This is a genomic window from Lysobacter firmicutimachus (assembly GCF_037027445.1).
GTDB lineage: Bacteria > Pseudomonadota > Gammaproteobacteria > Xanthomonadales > Xanthomonadaceae > Lysobacter > Lysobacter firmicutimachus.
The window spans coordinates 2,247,363-2,266,468 of the sequence record NZ_JBANDL010000002.1 but is presented as its reverse complement, the minus strand read 5'-3'; the positions used below and the strand labels follow the sequence as shown (position 1 = coordinate 2,266,468).

The following is a 19,106-nucleotide window of genomic DNA, read 5'->3' as shown; positions in this document are numbered from 1 at the left end:
CGCGGGCCGCTCCCCGCCATGCGAGCCTGCCGATGGACCCTGCCGCCGCATCCGCCCCCGCGCCGAAACTGCTGCTGATCGACGACGACCCCGATATCGCCTCGTTGTTGAGCCGCTACCTGCAGGCCAACGGCTTCCGCACCGTCAGCGCCGCCAGCGCCGCGCAGGCGCGCGCCTCGCTCGACGATTCGGTCGACCTGGTGCTGCTCGATCTCGGCCTGCCCGACGAAGACGGCCTGTCGCTGCTGCGTCATCTGCAAGGCGCCTGGCGCGGCCCGGTGATCGTGGTCAGCGGTCGCGGCGAAGCGGTCGAGCGCGTGGTCGGCCTGGAACTCGGCGCCGACGACTATGTCTCCAAGCCCTTCGATCTGCGCGAGCTGCTGGCGCGGATCCGCTCGGTGCTGCGCCGCGCGGCGCCCGCTCCGGCGCCGGCGCCTGCCGGGCACTGCCTGGAATTCGGCGGCTACCGTCTGGACCTGCCGGCTCGCCGGCTGAGCGACGGGGCCGGACAGGAGGTCGCGCTCACCACCGGCGAGTTCGAACTGCTGCGCGCCCTGGCCGAACGCCCGCGCGAAGTGCTCAGCCGCGACCAGCTGATGAACCGCGTGCACGGCCGCAACGCCGGCCCCTTCGATCGCGCCATCGACGTCGGCATCGGCCGGCTGCGGCGCAAGATCGAAACCGACCCGGCCGCACCGCAGCTGATCAAGTCGGTGCGCGGCGCCGGCTACGTGCTCGCGGTCGAGGTCCGCCGCGCATGAGCGTCTCATTCCCCGGATTGTTCGAAGCGGTGCCCGACGCGCTGATCGTCGCCGACGGCCGCGGCCGCATCGTCCAGGCCAATGTCCAGGCCGAGCGTCTGTTCGGCTATCCGCGCGGCGGGCTGAGCGGGATCGAGATCGAAAAACTGATGCCCGACGAGGCGCGCGAACGCCACCGCGCGCACCGCAACGACTACATGGCGCGGCCGCACGTGCGGCCGATGGGCGTCACCGGCCAGAGTCTGATCGGGATGCGCCTGGACGGCACCCGCTTCCCGGTCGAAATCGCCCTGAGCCCGATCGGCGACGGCGAGGATTCGCGTTACCTGGCCTCGATCCGCGACATCTCCGAAACCCAACGCGCGCGCCAGGCGCTGGTGCGCGCGCGCTACGACGCGCTGGTCGCACGCATCGGCCAGTTGGCGCTGGAGGCGCAGGACGAATCCGGGGTCATCGACCACGTGCCCGCCCTGCTCGCCGGCGCGCTGCGCGCCGCAACCGTGGCGGTGCTGTTCGTCGCCAGCGACCGGCAGAGCCTGGACACCCGCGCCGCGATCGGTCTGAACCGCGGCGCGGCCGGCGAGGACGACATCGCTGCGGTGCTGCAGGCGCTGGCGCGCGGCGAACCCTGGCTGGTCGAAGACCTGCGCCAGCACCGCGCCCTGGGAGGCGCCTTTCCGTTCGCCGCGCAGGCCGAAGGCAGCGCCGCCCTGATGCCGCTGTTCGACCGCGGCCGTCCGCTCGGGGCCCTGCTCGCGATCGCGGCCGAACCGGGATTGTTCGATCACGACGCCGTGCACCTGCTGCAATCGGTGGCCAACCTGATCGCCGCCTTCGTCCAGCGCCGCCGCACCGAAGAGCAGTTGGCGCACTCGCAGCGGCTGGACGCGGTCGGCCAGCTCACCGGCGGCATCGCCCACGACTTCAACAATCTGCTGACGGTGATGTCCGGCAGCCTGCAACTGCTGGAACTGGAGTACGAGCACACGCCCGAAGCCGGCGAGTTGATCGCCAGCGCGCTGCGCTCGGTCGGGCGCGGCGCCGAGCTGACCGGCAAGCTGCTCGCGTTCGCCCGCCGCCAGCGCCTGAGCCCGCGCGCGGTCGACGCGCCGGCGCTGCTGCGCGACGTCGAATCCATGCTCAAGCGCACCCTCGGCGAAAGCGTGCGCCTGTACCTGCACTGCGCCGACGATCTGCCGCCGGCCTATGCCGACCCGGCGCAACTCGATGCGGCCCTGGTCAACCTGGCCTTGAACGCGCGCGACGCCATGCCGCGCGGCGGCGAAATCGCGATCGAGGCGCGCGAACATCGGGTCGAAGCCGACGCCGCCGGCGCCGACCTGGCGCCGGGTCGCTACGTGCGCATCAGCGTCGCCGACACCGGCCGCGGCATGGCGCCGGAGACCCTGGCGCGGGCGATGGAACCGTTCTTCACCACCAAAGAGAGCGGCCGCGGCAGCGGCCTGGGCCTGAGCATGGTGTACGGCTTCGCCAAGCAGAGCGGCGGCCATCTGCGCATCGACAGCGCGCTCGGTTACGGCACTCGGGTCGACCTGTACCTGCCGGCGGCGGAAGCCTGGATCGCGGAAGCGCCGGCGCCGAACGAGGCGCGCGTCGACGGCAACGGCGAAACCGTGCTGGTGGTCGAGGACGACGACGCGGTGCGCGGCATCGCGGTGTCCTTCCTACAGGCTTCGGGCTATCGGGTGATCGCGGTCGCCGACGCGGCCCAGGCGCTGCAGCAATTGGCGATCGGCGACGACATCGCGCTGATGTTCAGCGACGTCATGCTCGGCGCCGGCATGAACGGCAAGGAACTGGCGCTGGCCGCGCGCGCGCTTCGCCCATTGCTGCCGGTGGTGCTGACTTCGGGCTACGAAACCGATGCCGCGGCCGCGGCCGCCGAAGCCGGCGCGTTCGAGCTGCTGCGCAAGCCCTATCGGCGCGAGCAACTGGCCGCGGCGATCGGCCGCGCATTGAATCCCGCCGTCGACGACGCCGGCGACTAGGTCGCCGAGCTCAATGGCACAACGCCGGATCGCGCTGCGCCGCCTGCAACGCGGCCGGTTCGAGAATGCGGATCTCGCGCCCGTCCACTGCGATCAGACCGCGCGCCTGTAAACGCGACAAGGCCCGGGTCACGGTTTCCAGGGTCAGGGACAGGAAATTGCCGAGTTCGGCGCGGGTCATGCGCAGCATCAGCCGACTGGCGCTGAAGCCCAGGCCCTCCAGGCGCGCCGCCAGGTCGAGCAAGAACGCGGCCACGCGCTGATCGGCGCCCAGCGTGCCCAGGGCCAGCATCCAGTTCCAGTCGCGGCGAATCTCGCCGGCCAGCATCGCGGTGATGCGCTCCTGGAACTGCGGCAGGCGCTCGCGCAGCTGCGCATACGGCAGCTCCCACAATTCGCCGGTATCCAGTGCGACCGCGTCGCAGGTGTAGACAGGCTGGTCCAGCGCGTCCAACCCAAGCAGATCGCCGCGCATGCGGAAGCCGGTGATCTTCTCGCGGCCGTCGTCGCTGACCAGGGCGGTCTTGAAGAAGCCGGCATGCACCAGATACAGGGCCTGGCGCGGCTGACCGGCGCGGAACACGTATTGCTTGGCGTGCACGCAACGGCGCTGTAGCGGCCAGTCCTTCAACAATTGCTCCAGACTGCGCGCCGAACCGCCGCCCGCGACTACGCCGGCCACCGCCGGCACGGCCCCGAAATGCGGCGCATGGAACGCGACAGCGGAAGGCGAGGCGGCTTCGAGCAACATGGCGGCGTTCCTGCGATGGGGATGGCGCCAGCCTAGGCGCGCGACGCCGCCGGACGATGTGGCTGCGGTAACCGGCGGTAACGATGTGTAACAGCGGCTTTGCCGCCGCACTCCCCGCGTCGGCGCGGCGCCGGGGATTGACCGGCGTCAATGCCGGGCGGTGCGCCGGTCGCATAGTGGATCGTCTCCGTCGCTACCCCCGGTCCATCGTTTGAGCACGCCCACGCGCTTCACCGACCCGCACGCGGTCGATGTCTGGGATGCCAGTTTCCGCTGGCGCAGCGGCGACCTGTTGCGCGACCGCACCATCGACGCGACTTGGCAGCGCGTCGCCGGCGCCCTCGCAGCAGGCGCGGGCGCGCACGCGGACCGCTGGCGCCAGCGCTACATCGAAGTGTTCAGCCGTTGGCAACTGCTGCCCGACGAGCGTCTGCTGCGCCATGCCGGCACCGGCCGCGCGCCGACCGCCCTACCCGAGCCGCAGGCCTGCCTCAATCTGGGCGCGTTCGTGCTGGCGCCGCACAGCGCCGCCGCGCGCTTCGATCATGCCGGCTTCGCCGGCGTCGCCGGCTTGAGCGTGCGCCTGCTCGACGATGCGGTGCGGCTGTGCGAGGGCGAGCGCGCCGCCGCGCCGGAACTGTCCATCGGCGTCATGGGGCTGGCCGACGCCCTGGCCGCGCTCGGCCTGGACTACCGCGGCCGCGAGGCCCAGCTCGCCGCTGCCGCGATCGCGCGCACTCTCGCCTTCGCCGCGCTCGAAAGCGCGCTGGAACTCGGGCAAGAACGCGGCCCCGGCGCGAACGGCGTCGCCGGTGCGCTGGCCGCGTACTGGCGCGACCGCGCCCTGCCGCGCGAATTGGCCGGGCCCTTGCTGCAGCATCGCCGCTATCGGCGCCTGACGCGGATATCGGCCCAGCCCTGCCTGGCCTTGCTCGCCAACAACGCCAGCATCGGCCTGGCCGCGCAACGCGCACGCGCCGGCCGCAACCGCCTGGCGCTGTCCGCCGACGCCGCGCTGGCCGCGCAAGGCGCGCTCGCCGCGGCCATGCAACCGTGGATAGACGCACCGGTGGAAATCGCCCGCGGCGATTGCGAAGACCGGCTGTGCAGCTACTGCCTCTGATCGCGGTGGCGCCGGTTCAGCGCTCGCCGTCGTCCGCCGGCGGGTCGACGACAGGGTCGCCGTCCGGCCCCGTGCCCGGCTCCAACTCGGTGCGGGCTTGGCGCAGCGCTTCGAGGAAATCGTCGTAGCAGGCGAAGAACCGGCTCCAGGCGCGCGCCAGGTCGGCGTCGTCGCCCAAGGCCACATTGCGATGCAATTCGGCCAGCCAGTGGTAGCGATGCGTCAACTGCCGGCTCAGCGCGCGCACCTGCTGGTTGCGTGCGCGCAGTTCGGGCGCCGGCTCGGGCACGGCCTGCGCACGCAGGGCGTCGATCGCCTCGGCGGCGCGGTTCAAGGCTTGCGCGGCCTGTTCGCGGCTGCGTCGGGGGTCTCGCATCGGCGGGTCGGCCGCCGGCCGCAGCAAGGCCCGCAGCGAGTGCGGGCCGCGCTCGTCAGTGACCATAGAAGACCGGCACCGCCGCGCTCATCGACAGTTCCCGGGTGACCCCGCCCAGCGCCCACTCGCGCAGACGCGAATGGCCATAGCCCCCGGCGACCAGCAACTGCGCATGGGCCTGGCCGACGTGATCGAGCAAGGTCGAAGCGACCGTCGCGCCGCGCGCCTCGCGCAGCACCAGTTCCGCATGCACGCCGTGGCGGACCAGATGGGCGGCGATCTGCGCGCCCGACTCCTTGGCCACGCGGCCGTTGCCGGTGTCGACCACCACCACGTCGACCGCTTCGGTGCCGAGCAACAGCGGCATCGCATCGTGCACCGCGCGCGTCGCTTCGCGGGTCGGCTGCCAGGCCACCACCGCGCGCCGCGGCGGCGCCTGCGCCTTGCAGCGCGGCGGCACCACCAATACCGGTCGCCCGGATTCGAGCAACAGCGCGACGAAATAAGCGTGCGACAGCGCCGCCTCGCGGGTGTCGCCCAAGGCGCCGGCCAGCACCGTCAGGTCCGCATAGTAAGCGTGCAGCGCCGCCATCCGCGGCGCCTCGACGTACAAGGCCTCGACCAGTCGCACCTCGGTATCGACCGGCTCGCCGGCCAGGCGCTGACGCAGGGCCTGGGCCCGACGTTCGCCATCGGCGCGCAGCTTTTCGTTGGCCGCATCGGTGGTCATGTCCGGCATCAACCCGAACGGATGCGCCAGCGGCAGCGGCAGATCGACCAGTTCCAGCACCTCGACCCGCGCCGCGTGCGCCGAGGCCAGGCCCAGCGCCAAGTTCAACGCGTCGGCATCGCCGGCGCTGCGGGTCATCGGCACCACCAGATCCTTGAGCATCGCATCCTCCGCCCTTGCGGACGTTTTCCCGCCATTGCACGCCGATCGCGCCGGCGCGCATTGACCTGGATCAAGCCGCGCCGCGATCGGCCGCGCATACGGGCCGCCGCCGGTTCCCCTTGATCTGGATCAAGACTGCCGACACGCCGCGACCGCCTACTGGCGCCCGGATTCAGCCGGAGCCGGCCCATGCGCAACATGCACCCGTTCGCCCGTCGATGCGTTTGCCGCGCGAATGCGGGCCGCGGCCGATGAACCGGCGCCGCAACGCCGTGCCGCAGGCGGCGCCGGTCCCGTGGCGACGCGGCTTGCTGCGCCGCATCGCCCTGACCATCGCGCTCAAGCTGGCCCTGCTGACCGCGCTGTACCTGCTTTTTTTCTCGCCCTCGAACCGCCCGCACATCGACGATGCGGTGATCGACCGGCGCCTGCTTCCCACAAGGTGACCCGCCATGCCGGACCTACACGTCGTCGACCTGTCGCGACTGCAATTCGCGCTGACCGCGCTCTACCACTTCCTGTTCGTGCCGCTGACCATCGGTCTGGCCCTGATCATGGCGATCATGGAAAGCGTGTACGTGATGAGCGGGCGCGCCATCTGGAAGCAGATGACCCGTTTCTGGGGCGTGCTGTTCGGGATCAACTTCGCCATGGGCGTCGCCACCGGCATCACCATGGAGTTCCAGTTCGGCACCAACTGGGCCTACTACTCGCACTACGTCGGCGACATCTTCGGCGCACCGCTGGCGATCGAAGGGCTGATGGCGTTCTTTCTGGAAAGCACCTTCGTCGGCCTGTTCTTCTTCGGCTGGGACCGGCTCGGCAAGCTGCAGCATCTGACCGTGACCTGGCTCACCGCGCTCGGCGCCAATCTGTCGGCGCTGTGGATCCTGATCGCCAACGGCTGGATGCAGAATCCGGTCGGCGCCGAGTTCAACTTCCAGACCATGCGCATGGAAGTCACCGACTTCGCCGCGGTGGTGTTCAACCCGGTCGCCCAGGCCAAGTTCGTGCACACCGTCAGCGCCGGTTACGTCACCGGGGCGATGTTCGTGCTCTCGATCAGCGCCTGGTACCTGCTGCGCGGGCGCAATGTCGAAATCGCGCGCCGCTCCATCGTGGTCGCGGCCAGCTTCGGCCTGGCCTCGGCGCTGTCGGTGGCGGTGCTCGGCGATGAGAGCGGCTACACCGCCTCGGAAAACCAGAAAATGAAGGTCGCCGCGATCGAGGCCGAATGGCGCACCCATCCGGCGCCGGCCGCGTTCACCCTGTTCGGCCTGCCGGACATGGAACGCCGCGAGACCGAACACGCGATCCGCATCCCCTGGGCGTTGGGCCTGATCGCGACCCGATCGCTGGACCAGGAGGTCGCGGGCATCCACGACCTGGTCGAACACAATCGCGAACGCATCCGCCGCGGCATCGCCGCCTACGCCGCGTTGCGCGAACTGCGCGCCGATCGCGACGATCCGCAGAAAACCGCCGCCTTCATGGCCTTGCGCGACGACCTCGGCTTCGGCCTGCTGACCCTGCGCTACACCCGCGACCCGGCCAGCGCCGACGAAGCTGTCATCGAGCGCGCCGCGTGGGGCACGGTGCCGAACGTGCCGGTGCTGTTCTGGTCGTTCCGGATCATGGTCGGCCTGGGCTTCTTCTTCATCCTGCTGTTCGGCTGGGCGTTCTGGCTGGCGGCGCGGCGCAAGCTCGACAACCGGCTGTTTCTGCGCATCGCCTTGTACAGCCTGCCGCTGCCCTGGGTCGCCGCCGAATTGGGCTGGATCGTCGCCGAGGTCGGCCGCCAGCCCTGGGCCATCGACGGCGTGCTGCCGACCTTCCTGGGCGTGTCGGCGACCAACTCCACCCAGGTCATCGCCAGCCTGATCGGCTTCGTCGTGCTCTACACCGGCCTGGCCGTGATCGACGTGATGCTGATGCTGCGCGCGATCCGTTCCGGCCCCGACCGAATGAAGTTCTGGCCGGCCTCGCCGGCGCCCGCCGAGCACCGTCTTGCCGCCGAAAGGAGCCTCCCGTGATCGATTACGAACTGTTGCGCCTCGTCTGGTGGGTGCTGCTCGGCGTGCTGCTGATCGGCTTCGCCGTCACCGACGGCTACGACCTGGGCCTGGGCGCGATCCTGCGCCTGATCGGCCGCGACGACGTCGAACGGCGCATGGCGTTGGAGGCGATCGAGCCGAACTGGGAAGGCAACCAGGTCTGGTTCATCCTCGGCGGCGGCGCCGTGTTCGCGGCCTGGCCGCTGCTCTACGCCGCCTCGTTCTCGGCGTTCTATTTCGCCATGCTGCTGTTGCTGGTGGCGCTGATCCTGCGTCCGGTCGGCTTCGCGTTCCGCAACCGCCTGCCGCAGGCGCGCTGGCGCGGCGCCTGGGACTGGGCGCTGACCATCGCCGGCGCGGTGCCGTCGCTGGTGTTCGGCGTCGCCTTCGGCAACCTGTTCCTGGGCATCCCGCTGCGCTTCACGCCGGAGCTGTTGCCGGTGTTCGAGGGCAGCTTCCTCGGCCTGTTCCATCCCTTCGCCCTGCTCTGCGGCGTGGTCAGCCTGGCGATGCTGGTCATGCACGGCGCCAGCTTCGCGGCGATGAAGATCGAGGACCCGGTCGGCCAGCGCGCGCGCCGCATCGCCCGCATCGCTGCGGTCGTGGCCGCGCTCGGTTTCGCCGGCGCCGGCCTGTGGCTGCGCTGGATTCCGGCCTCGGCCCTGGTCGGCGCGGTGCGCACCGACGGCGCTTCGGACCCCTTGGCCAAGCACGCGATCTCGGTCGTCGGCGGCTGGCTGGCCAACTACAGCCTGCATCCGGGGATGATCGCGATCCCGGTCGCGGTGCTGTTGCTGCTGGCGGCGGTGCTGTTGTGCCGCCGGCGCGGTCTGGCCTTCGTCGCCAGCGGCGCCGCGGTCGCCGGCATCATCCTGACCGCGGGCTTGTCGCTGTTCCCGTTCCTGCTGCCGTCCTCGACCCATCCGGGCCACGGACTGACGGTGTGGGACGCGTCCTCCAGCCAGCGCACCCTGGGCATCATGCTGGTCGCCGCGGCGATCTTCCTGCCGCTGATCCTGGCCTATACGACCTGGGCGTTCCGGGTCATGCGCGGCACCGTGACCCGCGCCCATGTCGAATCGCAAGACGAATCCCAAGGAGCCTACTGATGTGGTACTTCGCCTGGATCCTCGGCCTGGCCCTGGCCTGCTGTTTCGGGGTGCTCAACGCCATGTGGTTCGAACTGCACGAGGACGACGAACGCGGCCGGCGCGAAGCGCTGGAGGACGGCCCCTGATGGCGCGGGCGGTGTCGCTGCTGCTGGCATCGGCGCTGTCCCTGGCGCTGCTGTTCCTGCCGGCGATGCGCGGCGGCGAGATCAGCGCCGCCGGGCACGGCCTGCTGAGTCCGCTGATGCTGCTGATCTGCGCGGGTTTCGTCCACGGCGTCGGCTTCCGCCCGCGGCATGCGCTGGGCCGCGCCGTCCTGCACCCAGCCTGGCTGTGGCCGGCGATGCTGAGCATGGCCGCGCTGTGGGCAGCGCGCTTTTGAACCGGCATCGCAAGCGATCGCCGCCTAGCTTGATCGCGATCAATATCCGCCGCCGGCGTGCGCGGATGCTGTGATCGCCCCTCACCCGCCGGAGTCACCATGCGCATCCTGATCGCCGTCGACGGCAGCGAAATCGCCCTGCGCGCGGTGCGCTACGCCATCCGCCTCGCCGGCGAGCTGGCGCAGCCGCCGGAGCTGCATCTGCTGTACGTCGACGAACCCCTGCTGCGCAGCGTCGCCGTGCACCTGGGCGCGGACGGCGCGGTGCGCTACCACGCCGAGAACGGCCGCGCCGCCACCCAGCGCGCGCGGACGGCGCTCAAGCGCGCGCAGCTCGAGTTCGAAGAACACCTGCCGATCGGCGAGCCCGCTTCGACCATCCTCAAGTTCGCCAAGACCGAACGCTGCGACCTGATCGTGATGGGCTCGCACGGCCGCGGCGCGCTCAAGACCCTGTTCCTGGGTTCGATCGCCGGCAAGGTGCTGGCGCACGCACAGACGCCGTTGACCATCGTGCGCTGAGCCTCGCCAGCGCACCGCACGCCCCCCGCCGCTCCCTCCTGTCGAAAAGGAGGGCGGCCGGGGGACTTGCTTCGGCTTGCACAGACAGCCCCAGGCACCGATCGGAAACCGCCGTCCCCACGGAACCATCCGGCGGACCGGCGCCTCACCCCTCGCCGACGCGCACCACCAACTTGCCGAAATTGCGCCCCTGCAGCAGGCCGATGAAGGCCTCCGGCGCATTCTCCAGGCCGTCGACGCGGTCTTCGCGCAGCTTGATCCGGCCGCTGGCGACCCATTCGCCCATCTCGCGTCGGAAAGCCTCGAAGCGTTCGCCGTAGTGATCGAGGATGATGAAGCCCTGCATGCGGATGCGCTTCTGCAGCACCGCCGCCATCAGCAGCGGCAAGCGATTGGGGCCGGCGGGTAGGTTCTGGCTGTTGTAGTCGGCGATGTGGCCGCACACCGGCACCCGCGCGCCGACGTTCAGCAACGGCAGCACCGCGTCGAACACCGCGCCGCCGACGTTTTCGAAGTACACGTCGATGCCGTCCGGGCAAGCCTCGGCGAGGCGCTGCTCGAATTGCGGATCGCGACGGTCGATGCAGACGTCGAAGCCGAGCTCCTCGACCGCGTAGCGGCATTTGTCGGCGCCGCCGGCGATGCCCACCACGCGCGCGCCCTTGAGCTTGGCGATCTGCCCGACCGCCGAACCCACCGCACCGGTCGCGGCGGCCACCACCACGGTTTCGCCCGGCTTGGGCTGGCCGATGTCCAACAGGCCGACATACGCGGTGAACCCGGGCATGCCCAGGCCGCCCAGCGACAGCGACGGCCGCGGATCGTCGCCGAGGGCGAGCAGGTCCTGGCCGTCCGACAGGGCATAGTCCTGCCAGCCGGCATTCGCCAGCACGCGTTCGCCGACGCGGAACTGCGGGTGTTTTGACGCCACCACCCGGGCGATGGTGCCGCCGACCATGGTCTGGTCCAGCGGCACCGACGGCGCATAGGTCGGGCCGATTTCTTCCATCAGATTGCGCATGTAAGGGTCCAGCGACAGGTACTCGGTGCGTAGCAGCACCTGACCGGGTCCCGGGGTCGGCATCTCGGCCTGTTCGAGGCGGAAGTTGTGCGTGCTGGGCAGACCGTTGGGACGCGAAGCCAGGACGATGCGGCGGTTGACGGTGTCGGTTTGCGGCATGGGAAAGGCCTTTGAGTGTGTCTAGTGAAGAAAGCCGCGCGATCCGCGGGACGGCCGGCAGCGGGTTGACTACGGCGTTACGAAATAAATTAGACCGGTCGTCTAGTTCATGGACGCAGAAAAAGCGGGCTGGCCGAACGCCCGGCTGGAATCGCTGGATCAGGTGTACAAACGCAGACCGAGCAACTGCCGGGTGCCGATCAGGGCGGTGTCCAGCGGCGTGCGGTCGTGGGTGATCTTGGCCAACAGGCTGGCGCCGAGCCAGTTTTGGTACAGGGTCGCGCCGAGGGTGCGCGCGTCGCCGACGGCTTCGGCCAGCGAACCATCGGCCCGCCCGGCTTCGACGCAACGCGCCAGTCGTTCGACGATCCCGCCGGTGCCGCGCGCCAGCGCCGCGCGCATGGTTTCCGACAGATCGCAGACTTCAGCGCCAAGCTTGACCACCAGGCAGCGGCTCTGCGCCTCGTCGCCGGTCTGGGAGTCCAGCCAGTCGTAGAAATAGTCCAACAGCCGCTGCGCCGCCGTTCCCGGCTGCGCCAGCAAGGTGTCCATCCGCCCCAGGTAGTCGGCGAAATACGCCTCCAGCACGGCCTCGCCGAAGGCCTCCTTGGAGCCGAAGTAGTGATAGAACGAGCCCTTCGGCACCTGCGCCGCGGCCAGCACCTCGGCCAGGCCGACCGCGGTGAAGCCCTTGCGCAGCAGCAAGGGGTAAGCGATGTCGAGAATGTGCTGGCGCACATCGTGCTGAGCGGGGACGGCGGTCATGGGCGCACTCTAGCCCCGATTAGACCGGTCGTCTAGAGATCAAATGTAAGGATCTGTAATCGGTCGTCTGGAGTTCGCCCGAGGCATCCCGGTACCGGTCCGGCACAGGCGCGCCACTCGGCCAGCCCTCCGCTTTCCTGGTTCATGCCCGTCATGCCATTACGCCCCCGGTCGCGTTGTCCCGGGAGCCAGCGGCCGCTATCGTCGCCGGCGAACCGCGCAGGAACGCGCACGCCGTCCGCCAAGGAGCCGACACCGCATGACCCCGCTTTCGTTGATCTTCATCCGCCATGGCGAATCGGCCGGCAACGTCGACAAGCGCAAACACCTGGAACTGGCCGACCACGCCATTCCCCTGACCGATACCGGCCGCCGCCAGGCATATGCGGCCGGCCAATGGCTGGGCCGTCACTTCCTCGAACGCAACACCGCTCAGACCCGCACCCGCTTCTGGGTCTCGCCCTATACCCGCACCCGCCAGACTGCCGATGAAGTCATCCGCGGCGTCGAAACCGTGGCCGCAACCGCGAGCGATCACGATCGCGCCAAGTTCGCCTTCGACCGGCGCGAACACGTCAACCTGGTCGAACAGCAGTTCGGCCTGTTCGACGGCATCCCCGAGGACCAGCTGCCGCTGCAGTTTCCGCGCGAATCCGCGCATTTCGACAAGCAGGTCGAATTCGAAGGCCGCTTCTGGGCGCGCATGCCGCTGGGCGAAAGCCGCTTCGACGTCGCCATCCGCGTGCACCAGGCCTTCGGCACCTTCCAGCGCGACTACGACAAGAACGGCATCGACCAGATCGTGGTGGTCAGCCACGGCGTCACCATCCGCGCCTTCCTGATGCAATGGCTGCACCATCCCTACGAGTGGTTCGAGCAGGAAAAGAACCCGCCCAACGCCTCGATCCGGCTGGTGCACGGGCGTACCGATCTGGGCTATGTGTTCGCGCCCACCGACACGCAGGCGCACGCCGACCGCAACGCCGTCCCCGAGCCCGAGCCGGCGATCTAGTCGGGACCGCCCGACGGACCGCCGGCCTTTCGCGGCTCGACGACCGTCAAGACTTCCCGTCCGATTCCAACGGCGGCCAGACATAGGTCTCGCCGCCGGTCGAGCCCATCGCCTGGAAGAAGATCTCCGACGGGAAATGGCCGCGTTCGCACAAGGCGCCGCAGAAGGCCGACCCGCCCTCGCCTTCGGTCAGGACCGCGAACGCGCGCTCGCCGCCGCGGACAAACACGTAGAACACGTCGCTGCGGTAGATCCCGCCGTCTTTGAAGATCACCCGCTCGATCGCGTCCCAGGCGAAGCTCCCATCGAACGGCGCCTCGCCCGGCGGGCGCGCGAGGATATGCACTTCGTGTTCGTCGAACCGGACCGAAAACCAGTCGCGCACCTGCGGCGGCGGCCCGCGCACGCCTTCGAGCCACAATGCCGCGCCGCCACCCAGCATCAGCAGCGCCACCCCGGCCAGGACCAGGGCTTGCTTCAACGCCAGGGACTGCGGCTGCCAGACCGTCCAGCCCAACCAGCCCAGGCAGGCCAGCCCGATCGCCATGCAGACCGCGGCCAGGACGAACCGCGGCAGTTCCAGGGCCAAACGGCGCAGCGACCCGCGTTTGGCATCGGTCGCCTGCAACGCCTGCGCATGCAGGTCCGAGCCGTACAGGATCGTCGCGATCAGCGCGACCAGTCCGCCGAGCAGCCAAGCGCCTTGACCGGTCAAGCGCACCAACAGCACCGACAGCGGCAGCACCGCCAGCCAGATCAGAAACTTGTGCGCGGTCTTCACGGCGACATCCACGGCGTGATCGCGATCCGCCCTGCAGCGCGCGCAGCCGCCGGCAGGCAGACTGCCCGCACGCCCCATAGCCCTTGCTCCACCGCGCAGCCTCCTTGCAGACCTGCGCGCATGGTTGCATCCGCGCACCGGGGGCGTCGAGCCAGCCGAAACCAACGCCCGGTCCCCGTCGGCCTGGCTTGCCGTATCGCCGTCGCGGCCACTTGCCTGCGCCGCCAGACACCACAACCTCCCGATTGACGCCTCTGCTACCCGGCAACAGAATCCGCCGATTCGTTCCGCATCGACCGCCGGGGCATCCATGCCACACGCATTCACCGTCGAGCTCGAACGCCTGCAAGCCGAGCTCGCCGCCCGTGGCGTGGGCTCCCCGACCGCGCCGGCGGCCGCCTGGGAGGCGTTCAAGTCGTTCGGGCGCGGCTTGGAGACATCCCACGACGGCCGGGACCGAATCGGCCTGCTGGTGCAGTTCGGCACCTACGACTTCAGCGGCCAGCCGCGGTTCTATTTCGATCCGCTGTGCCAGTTCGAACTGACCGACCAGGACGACGAATTCCTCGGCTACGAACAACTGCACTGCGAACTGAGCTGCGCCCCCACGCCGGCCACGGCCGGCATCCAAGCCAACCGGTGGTCGTTCGACTTCGCCGATGTCGAAGCCTATTACTCGGCGGTGGAAGCCATGCCCGAGTTCCGCGTCGCCATGACGCTACCCAGTTACGATGTCGCCATCGGTCTGGACTCGGTTTGACCGGAATGGGGCTGATTTAATTCGGTCTGATCCGAGGTCATTGACCCGTGTCGCCGTGCTGGAAAGCATGAAACTGGCCGAAAAAACCCGGTTGGGTCTCGATCGTTTTCAGAGACGGTGCCGCTTACCTAGCACTATGATCCGTCCGAGCTGAGATGAACCTCTCTTCGCAAGGCTCCTGCGCCGCATCCAGCGACTGCTCGCGGCCAGTCAAGTAGCCCGACAGATGGGCTTTCGCGTCGTTAGGTCGACTGCAACGGAGGTTCGGCAATGGCACTGGGAGCGGCGCCATCGGGTAAAACACACTAGCCGACGGAGATCGCAACTTTCGGTATCCATCTAGCTCGTTCGCTGAAGTTGGCGTAATTTCTTCGCCAACGGACTATCGCGGAAGAACGCAAATGGCCAAAGAACTCGTCCGGAATGCCGTCCTGCTAGCCAGCGTACTCGCAATGAACGGCTGCACCCGCGCCCCCGGCGAAAGCGCCAAGGAGACCATCGTGATTCAGGACGAAGACCCGATAGCCGTTGAAATAAATGCGGCGGCTCGAAGTGCAGAGACGAAATACGACCATATTCACAAAGCGCAGACCGCGCGACCGACAGCCGACAGAGCGGATGCCCTCGCTCCTGCTATCGGTGTCGCCGAACTGCGGCAACGGATCCTTCGCCTGACCGCCACTCTCAGTACTGAGGCCGATACCGAATCCGAGAATGTCGCCCGAATGATGGGTAGCCCTTTCACACCGGAGCTTCTGACTATTCGCGAGGGTGAATCCTTAGGCGAGCTGAAGGGAATCGGCTCTTATCGCGTCAGTGTCAGCACGGTCTATCGCAAGGCTCCCGGCAAACACATAAGAATCAGCTTCCTGCCCAAGGATACGGAAAACGATCGTTCTTCGATATGCACGTTCGGCATCTCGGAATTCGCCAACGATCTATCTGAGCAAGGATACGACGGCCGGGAAACCACACTACCGCATCGTGAACAGTGGGGATTCGTGCGTCGATCAAGCATCAATGGACTGACTTTCTATGTAAAGGCTGAACTGTACAGAGCTCATAATGGAAGCAACAAAGGCGACCCTTGTGTCGGGGCAATAGCCATCGACGCCGCGCGAGAAGCCAAATGAGCGATGTTCCCGCGGAACTTGAGGGGGTTCTCAAGCGATCCGAAACCAGACCGAATGGCCTGCATCGACAGGACATGGATAAGTTGCGCGCGGCCATCGTCAACTCTCCCCTGCTGGCCGACCTGATCACCCGCGCGGCGCGCAACGGAAGCCTGATCGGGATAGCGCTGTCCGACAATCCGAATGAAGCGGCACACTACGGCCTCCGGGATCGACTCATCCATCTCACCGAAAGAACTCTCAACGACCCGCAACTATCCCCACAAGAACAAGGCGACCTGCTCACCGTCGCGCTGGGTCATGAAACGGCTCATGCACTGAGGCGGAAAACGTCAATCGATTCTGTGCAGAGGTTTTCGTCCGAGATTGAGTTCCGCCTGCAGCAAGGACTTGGCAATGAGTCCTCGCTCGACTTGACCGCACCTACAAAGAGCTACTTGACGGAGTTCCGCCATGGCGAAGCGCTAGCGGAGCTCGCTGGCCTGAATGCGCTGGCCAGCCGAGTTCGGGTCGAGAACGACGGCCATCTTGATCCGAATGAGTTCATGCAACGGGCCCAGCCCACTACATCGTGCGTACTGGGAGACGCAGCAAAGAACTAGCTCAGATTCGCCCCTGGGGTCAAGCTCAACGAACACGGCTACCAGAACGCCAAGGACCCTGCCTCAGTCGAGGCTGTTGCCCGCTGTTACTACGATCAGAGTCAGCGCCTGGGCCGCCATCGCGACTCCGGCTATAACGACTATTTCGGCGTCAGCGCAATACAGACCATCGCCGCCAAGTGGTACGACGCCGAGCGCGATGGCCGGCTTGTTCATCAGCAGGCGCCGACGGTGCATCTGGACATGGCGGCATTGAAGCTCGATCCGCGCCAGATCGAGCGGAACGGGCTGGACCTGAGCGGACGGACCTTCGGCTTCGTCGACCTCAGTCACGGGCAAATGCAACTGGCGACGATCCGCCACACCTTGACCACAGCCAATCAGGACGCGCCGAAAGCCGAGATCGCCGAGCGCGCCGTCGCAGTTCTACGGCCTGACTACCCCGGCCATCCCGATCACGGCTTGCTGGAACAGATCCGCAGTGGCGTACGGGCCATTGATGAAAAGATCGGCAAACCTTTCGACGAAGCCAGCGAGCGACTGAGCCGCAGCCTGCTGGCTGCGTGCAAGGACAATCGCGAAGCGCATCCGCAGGCGCACGGCATTTCGCTGGCAGCCAACGCAATCAACCGCGCCGATCATGTTGTCCTGGGTCACAACGGCAATGTCTTCGTGGTCGAAGGCCGGCTCGACGACCCTGCGCACAAGCGCGCCAGCGTGCCGGTCCAGCAGGCGGCCGCCACACCGGTCGAACAGTCGGACGAAAAACTCCGCGTGGCGAATCAGAGCATCGCCCTGGAAGCGCAGCGTACGCAGTCGCAAAGCCAGCAACTCGATCAGGCGCAGCCTTCGTCCCCAATCGGCCCCAGGATCCCGCAGTAACACCAAGGGATCGCCGTCCGCCGCATCGCTCGATTCCCCCCATTAGATGGACCGCTCCTACCTTCACGGTCTCCAGGACGTCGCCGTTTGAACCGGTAAGCGCAACGCCGTCTGGCCGCGCATACGGCGTTACGCCGTTCGTTCGAGCGCAGCGGCCGACTGTCCGCGCTCCATGCCGCGTCGCGCGGCCTACCGCAAACGTCTACAGGAGCCCTGCCATGCCCATCACGCTCTACCGCGGCGACAGCCGCACCCCGGATCAGATCCGCACCGCCCAGGGCTTTTCGCCCTGGGTGACCACCACCCCGGACACCGGCCGGGCGATCATCCTGCGTTGCATCGTCCCGCGCGGGCCCGCACCCAAGCTGCCGAAGCCGGCCGACGACACCAGTTTGCAAGTGCTGCTCGACTCCGCCGCGCCGACCCTGTGGGACGTGCTGCGCAACATCAAGAACGAGAAGACCCGGCGCACCGTGCACGTCTCCACCGACACCAGCCAGGACACCGGCGGCTACTCGTCCAGCTATGTCTACAAGATGAGCATCGGCTTGAACGTCCAGGCCCTGGGCACCGGAGCGATCACGCCGGTGGCCAGCGCCGGCGACCTGGCCTCGGCGGTCAAGGCCAACGTGTTCTTCGACGCCGCCACCCTGGCCACGTCCAGCCTGTTCGGCATCAGCGGCGGCCCGGTCAATCCCGGGGTCGAAGTCGCGTTCCTGACCACGATCCCCAAGACTTACATCACTCACTACTGCGAGCCGGGCAATACCGATCCCGGCAGCGCGACGCGGCCTTGGAAAGTGTTCGCGCAGTAAGCCGAAAAACGCCACGACGCAGCCTGCCCAGGCCGCGCCGTGGCGCGGCGCGATGCAGGCGCAACATCGGCGCGGGATCGCGCCGCTTAGCGCAGCCCCGGCCCGCGGAGGCCGCTGTATTGTGATCGATTTCACCGAACACAAGCGAGACCGCGTTCGCCTGTCCTGACGGCGAGTCGTCGAACGTTGGTGGAGTTGTTTCTGCCCGCGCAATGCCGAAGCCGGCCTCGCGGGCGTATGCCCCATCCACCATCGACCGAGGGAGCAAGCGCATGGGACAGGGTTCCAGCACGGACAACGCATCGTCCAAAGAGTCGTTGAAGGACTGTCTTCTGCGCTATTCCGGCAAGGCGGCCGGCAGCGCGCCGGAGAAGATCACTCTGGAAGGCATCCAGGCCTACATGACCTCCAACGACGCCTTCCTGCGCAATCACTACGCGGCGCGCGAGGACAAGGTCAATTCGTACAAGACCATCGCCAGCCTGACCCGCGAAGTCGGCATGAGCGAAGACCGTCAGTACGAGCTGTGCTTGAGCGCCTACCGCAATCTGAATCGCTACGCGGGCAAGCTCTCCGCCGCCAATATCCCCGAGCCGGTCGCACCGGGCCAGGCCAAGTCGGTCGCGTCGTCGTCGAACGCCGAGCAAAGCAAATTGCCGCAAGCCGTCCGCCGCGATCTGCAGGGACTGCTCGACAACCCGCACAGTTTCTTCGCCCTGGGCGGCCGCGACATCAAGTCCTACGAGAATTGCGACCCCAAGCTGCTTACCGCGGCGATCAAGGCCGACCAGAGCTTCGTGCAGAACAGCGCGGCGCACTGGAGCCTGCCGCCCGACCAGGCCGCCCGCAACACGCTGGCCGACCGTTGGCGCGATCATCTCAACTCGCCCCAAGCCCGCAACGAGGGCGGCGTCGGCGCCACCAATGCGGTGCCGTTCGAAGCGATCAAGAACGCGCAGACCGAACTGAGCAACGCGATCAAGGGCGGCTACGACATCCGCTTGCCGCAGGCGCAGGCCGATTTCGCCCAGGTCGCCCTCAGCGTGAACCTGGCGATCAACGCCTCGCACACCCTGGCCGGGCGCGGCACGGACTCGATCACCGAGCAAACGATGATGTTCAGCCCCGACGGACACAGCAACAAATCGTCCGCACCGCGCTTCATGTAACCATCGCGGCGATCGGCGCTCGGCTCGA

The 19,106-nt window shown here is 68.0% G+C and carries 23 protein-coding genes; 16 read left to right on the top strand and 7 right to left on the bottom strand.

All coding sequences use genetic code 11. The annotated features are described in order from the left end of the window. Window positions 1-32: 32 nt before the first annotated feature. Both V2J18_RS10080 and V2J18_RS10075 read left to right on the top strand, forming a co-directional pair. Window positions 33-761, top strand: coding sequence for a response regulator (locus V2J18_RS10080; protein ID WP_336131711.1), 729 nt, complete (start codon window positions 33-35; stop codon window positions 759-761). Beyond that, the gene (locus tag V2J18_RS10075; protein WP_336131710.1) at window positions 758-2,770 is read left to right on the top strand and encodes an ATP-binding protein; all 2,013 of its coding nucleotides are present in this window, start codon (window positions 758-760) and stop codon (window positions 2,768-2,770) included. The genes V2J18_RS10080 and V2J18_RS10075 overlap by 4 nt, the downstream gene beginning before the upstream one ends. A 10-nt stretch (window positions 2,771-2,780) precedes the next feature. Here the strand turns inward: V2J18_RS10075 and V2J18_RS10070 are convergent, their stop codons facing one another. After that, window positions 2,781-3,521 (bottom strand): helix-turn-helix domain-containing protein, encoded by a 741-nt coding sequence (locus tag V2J18_RS10070; protein WP_336131709.1) that lies wholly within the window; start codon window positions 3,519-3,521, stop codon window positions 2,781-2,783. A gap of 211 nt (window positions 3,522-3,732) precedes the next feature. Here V2J18_RS10070 and V2J18_RS10065 point away from each other — a divergent pair, with 211 nt between their 5' ends. Next, window positions 3,733-4,644 (top strand): hypothetical protein, encoded by a 912-nt coding sequence (locus tag V2J18_RS10065; RefSeq protein WP_336131708.1) that lies wholly within the window; start codon window positions 3,733-3,735, stop codon window positions 4,642-4,644. A gap of 16 nt (window positions 4,645-4,660) precedes the next feature. Here V2J18_RS10065 and V2J18_RS10060 read toward each other — a convergent pair whose 3' ends face one another. Next, window positions 4,661-5,020, bottom strand: coding sequence for a hypothetical protein (locus V2J18_RS10060; protein ID WP_336131707.1), 360 nt, complete (start codon window positions 5,018-5,020; stop codon window positions 4,661-4,663). A gap of 55 nt (window positions 5,021-5,075) precedes the next feature. Continuing rightward, window positions 5,076-5,912 carry a universal stress protein gene (locus V2J18_RS10055; protein ID WP_336131706.1) on the bottom strand — a complete coding sequence of 279 codons (837 nt, stop codon included), beginning with the start codon at window positions 5,910-5,912 and terminating at the stop codon, window positions 5,076-5,078. Between the two features lie 251 nt (window positions 5,913-6,163). On the opposite strand from V2J18_RS10055, the gene cydP reads away from it, so the two are divergent. The 6 genes from cydP to V2J18_RS10025 all read left to right on the top strand — a co-directional run bounded on the left by cydP (window position 6,164) and on the right by V2J18_RS10025 (window position 9,979). Further along, the gene (gene cydP, locus V2J18_RS10050) at window positions 6,164-6,358 is read left to right on the top strand and encodes a cytochrome oxidase putative small subunit CydP (RefSeq protein ID WP_336131705.1); all 195 of its coding nucleotides are present in this window, start codon (window positions 6,164-6,166) and stop codon (window positions 6,356-6,358) included. 6 nt (window positions 6,359-6,364) lie between these two features. Then, complete coding sequence (locus V2J18_RS10045; protein WP_336131704.1) at window positions 6,365-7,945, top strand: cytochrome ubiquinol oxidase subunit I; 1,581 nt, start codon at window positions 6,365-6,367, stop codon at window positions 7,943-7,945. Continuing rightward, a complete protein-coding gene (cydB, locus tag V2J18_RS10040; RefSeq protein ID WP_064746911.1) occupies window positions 7,942-9,075 on the top strand; it encodes a cytochrome d ubiquinol oxidase subunit II in 1,134 nt (377 codons plus the stop codon). The genes V2J18_RS10045 and cydB overlap by 4 nt, the downstream gene beginning before the upstream one ends. Then, window positions 9,075-9,203, top strand: coding sequence for a cytochrome bd-I oxidase subunit CydX (gene cydX / locus V2J18_RS10035; RefSeq protein ID WP_075575017.1), 129 nt, complete (start codon window positions 9,075-9,077; stop codon window positions 9,201-9,203). Before cydB ends, cydX begins: the two co-directional genes overlap by 1 nt. A gap of 11 nt (window positions 9,204-9,214) precedes the next feature. Then, the gene (locus V2J18_RS10030) at window positions 9,215-9,457 is read left to right on the top strand and encodes a cyd operon YbgE family protein (RefSeq protein ID WP_336131703.1); all 243 of its coding nucleotides are present in this window, start codon (window positions 9,215-9,217) and stop codon (window positions 9,455-9,457) included. Between the two features lie 99 nt (window positions 9,458-9,556). Beyond that, window positions 9,557-9,979 carry a universal stress protein gene (locus tag V2J18_RS10025; protein WP_064746909.1) on the top strand — a complete coding sequence of 141 codons (423 nt, stop codon included), beginning with the start codon at window positions 9,557-9,559 and terminating at the stop codon, window positions 9,977-9,979. A gap of 145 nt (window positions 9,980-10,124) precedes the next feature. Here the strand turns inward: V2J18_RS10025 and V2J18_RS10020 are convergent, their stop codons facing one another. Then, window positions 10,125-11,159, bottom strand: a complete 1,035-nt coding sequence (locus V2J18_RS10020) for an NADP-dependent oxidoreductase (RefSeq protein ID WP_064746908.1) — start codon at window positions 11,157-11,159, stop codon at window positions 10,125-10,127. A gap of 159 nt (window positions 11,160-11,318) precedes the next feature. Further along, the gene (locus V2J18_RS10015) at window positions 11,319-11,924 is read right to left on the bottom strand and encodes a TetR/AcrR family transcriptional regulator (protein WP_064746907.1); all 606 of its coding nucleotides are present in this window, start codon (window positions 11,922-11,924) and stop codon (window positions 11,319-11,321) included. A gap of 259 nt (window positions 11,925-12,183) precedes the next feature. Between V2J18_RS10015 and V2J18_RS10010 the strand changes: the two genes are divergently transcribed. Then, window positions 12,184-12,936 carry a histidine phosphatase family protein gene (locus V2J18_RS10010; protein WP_336131702.1) on the top strand — a complete coding sequence of 251 codons (753 nt, stop codon included), beginning with the start codon at window positions 12,184-12,186 and terminating at the stop codon, window positions 12,934-12,936. Window positions 12,937-12,982: 46 nt separating this feature from the next. Here V2J18_RS10010 and V2J18_RS10005 read toward each other — a convergent pair whose 3' ends face one another. After that, window positions 12,983-13,717 carry a hypothetical protein gene (locus tag V2J18_RS10005; RefSeq protein ID WP_336131701.1) on the bottom strand — a complete coding sequence of 245 codons (735 nt, stop codon included), beginning with the start codon at window positions 13,715-13,717 and terminating at the stop codon, window positions 12,983-12,985. Window positions 13,718-14,027: 310 nt separating this feature from the next. Here V2J18_RS10005 and V2J18_RS10000 point away from each other — a divergent pair, with 310 nt between their 5' ends. From V2J18_RS10000 to V2J18_RS09990, 3 genes are all read left to right on the top strand, one after another. Then, window positions 14,028-14,477 carry a hypothetical protein gene (locus V2J18_RS10000; RefSeq protein ID WP_064746904.1) on the top strand — a complete coding sequence of 150 codons (450 nt, stop codon included), beginning with the start codon at window positions 14,028-14,030 and terminating at the stop codon, window positions 14,475-14,477. A 401-nt stretch (window positions 14,478-14,878) separates the two neighbouring features. Further along, window positions 14,879-15,610, top strand: a complete 732-nt coding sequence (locus V2J18_RS09995; protein ID WP_141233364.1) for a hypothetical protein — start codon at window positions 14,879-14,881, stop codon at window positions 15,608-15,610. Beyond that, window positions 15,607-16,212, top strand: a complete 606-nt coding sequence (locus V2J18_RS09990) for a hypothetical protein (protein WP_141233363.1) — start codon at window positions 15,607-15,609, stop codon at window positions 16,210-16,212. The genes V2J18_RS09995 and V2J18_RS09990 overlap by 4 nt, the downstream gene beginning before the upstream one ends. 63 nt (window positions 16,213-16,275) lie before the next feature. Here V2J18_RS09990 and V2J18_RS09985 read toward each other — a convergent pair whose 3' ends face one another. Continuing rightward, window positions 16,276-16,428, bottom strand: a complete 153-nt coding sequence (locus tag V2J18_RS09985) for a hypothetical protein (RefSeq protein WP_186442519.1) — start codon at window positions 16,426-16,428, stop codon at window positions 16,276-16,278. A gap of 15 nt (window positions 16,429-16,443) precedes the next feature. Here V2J18_RS09985 and V2J18_RS09980 point away from each other — a divergent pair, with 15 nt between their 5' ends. The 3 genes from V2J18_RS09980 (at window position 16,444) to V2J18_RS09970 (ending at window position 19,078) form a co-directional block, all read left to right on the top strand. Then, window positions 16,444-17,094 carry an XVIPCD domain-containing protein gene (locus V2J18_RS09980; RefSeq protein WP_141233362.1) on the top strand — a complete coding sequence of 217 codons (651 nt, stop codon included), beginning with the start codon at window positions 16,444-16,446 and terminating at the stop codon, window positions 17,092-17,094. Window positions 17,095-17,312: 218 nt separating this feature from the next. Continuing rightward, a complete protein-coding gene (locus V2J18_RS09975; protein WP_064746901.1) occupies window positions 17,313-17,909 on the top strand; it encodes a hypothetical protein in 597 nt (198 codons plus the stop codon). A 272-nt stretch (window positions 17,910-18,181) separates the two neighbouring features. Then, complete coding sequence (locus tag V2J18_RS09970) at window positions 18,182-19,078, top strand: hypothetical protein (RefSeq protein ID WP_141233361.1); 897 nt, start codon at window positions 18,182-18,184, stop codon at window positions 19,076-19,078. Window positions 19,079-19,106 lie beyond the last annotated feature (28 nt).

What these genes read in the sequence shown, in the direction of transcription:
- V2J18_RS10080 (WP_336131711.1), top strand. Translation starts at nt 33, where the DNA reads ATGGACCCTGCCGCCGCATCCGCCCCCGCGCCGAAACTGCTGCTGATC.
- V2J18_RS09970 (WP_141233361.1), top strand. Translation starts at nt 18,182, where the DNA reads ATGGGACAGGGTTCCAGCACGGACAACGCATCGTCCAAAGAGTCGTTG.
- V2J18_RS10010 (WP_336131702.1), top strand. Translation starts at nt 12,184, where the DNA reads ATGACCCCGCTTTCGTTGATCTTCATCCGCCATGGCGAATCGGCCGGC.
- V2J18_RS10060 (WP_336131707.1), bottom strand. Translation starts at nt 5,020, where the DNA reads ATGCGAGACCCCCGACGCAGCCGCGAACAGGCCGCGCAAGCCTTGAAC.
- cydP (WP_336131705.1), top strand. Translation starts at nt 6,164, where the DNA reads ATGAACCGGCGCCGCAACGCCGTGCCGCAGGCGGCGCCGGTCCCGTGG.
- cydX (WP_075575017.1), top strand. Translation starts at nt 9,075, where the DNA reads ATGTGGTACTTCGCCTGGATCCTCGGCCTGGCCCTGGCCTGCTGTTTC.
- V2J18_RS09995 (WP_141233364.1), top strand. Translation starts at nt 14,879, where the DNA reads ATGGCCAAAGAACTCGTCCGGAATGCCGTCCTGCTAGCCAGCGTACTC.
- V2J18_RS10000 (WP_064746904.1), top strand. Translation starts at nt 14,028, where the DNA reads ATGCCACACGCATTCACCGTCGAGCTCGAACGCCTGCAAGCCGAGCTC.
- V2J18_RS09990 (WP_141233363.1), top strand. Translation starts at nt 15,607, where the DNA reads ATGAGCGATGTTCCCGCGGAACTTGAGGGGGTTCTCAAGCGATCCGAA.
- V2J18_RS10075 (WP_336131710.1), top strand. Translation starts at nt 758, where the DNA reads ATGAGCGTCTCATTCCCCGGATTGTTCGAAGCGGTGCCCGACGCGCTG.
- V2J18_RS09985 (WP_186442519.1), bottom strand. Translation starts at nt 16,428, where the DNA reads ATGAACAAGCCGGCCATCGCGCTCGGCGTCGTACCACTTGGCGGCGAT.
- V2J18_RS10045 (WP_336131704.1), top strand. Translation starts at nt 6,365, where the DNA reads ATGCCGGACCTACACGTCGTCGACCTGTCGCGACTGCAATTCGCGCTG.
- V2J18_RS10015 (WP_064746907.1), bottom strand. Translation starts at nt 11,924, where the DNA reads ATGACCGCCGTCCCCGCTCAGCACGATGTGCGCCAGCACATTCTCGAC.
- V2J18_RS09975 (WP_064746901.1), top strand. Translation starts at nt 17,313, where the DNA reads ATGCCCATCACGCTCTACCGCGGCGACAGCCGCACCCCGGATCAGATC.
- V2J18_RS10025 (WP_064746909.1), top strand. Translation starts at nt 9,557, where the DNA reads ATGCGCATCCTGATCGCCGTCGACGGCAGCGAAATCGCCCTGCGCGCG.
- V2J18_RS10020 (WP_064746908.1), bottom strand. Translation starts at nt 11,159, where the DNA reads ATGCCGCAAACCGACACCGTCAACCGCCGCATCGTCCTGGCTTCGCGT.
- V2J18_RS10070 (WP_336131709.1), bottom strand. Translation starts at nt 3,521, where the DNA reads ATGTTGCTCGAAGCCGCCTCGCCTTCCGCTGTCGCGTTCCATGCGCCG.
- V2J18_RS10055 (WP_336131706.1), bottom strand. Translation starts at nt 5,912, where the DNA reads ATGCTCAAGGATCTGGTGGTGCCGATGACCCGCAGCGCCGGCGATGCC.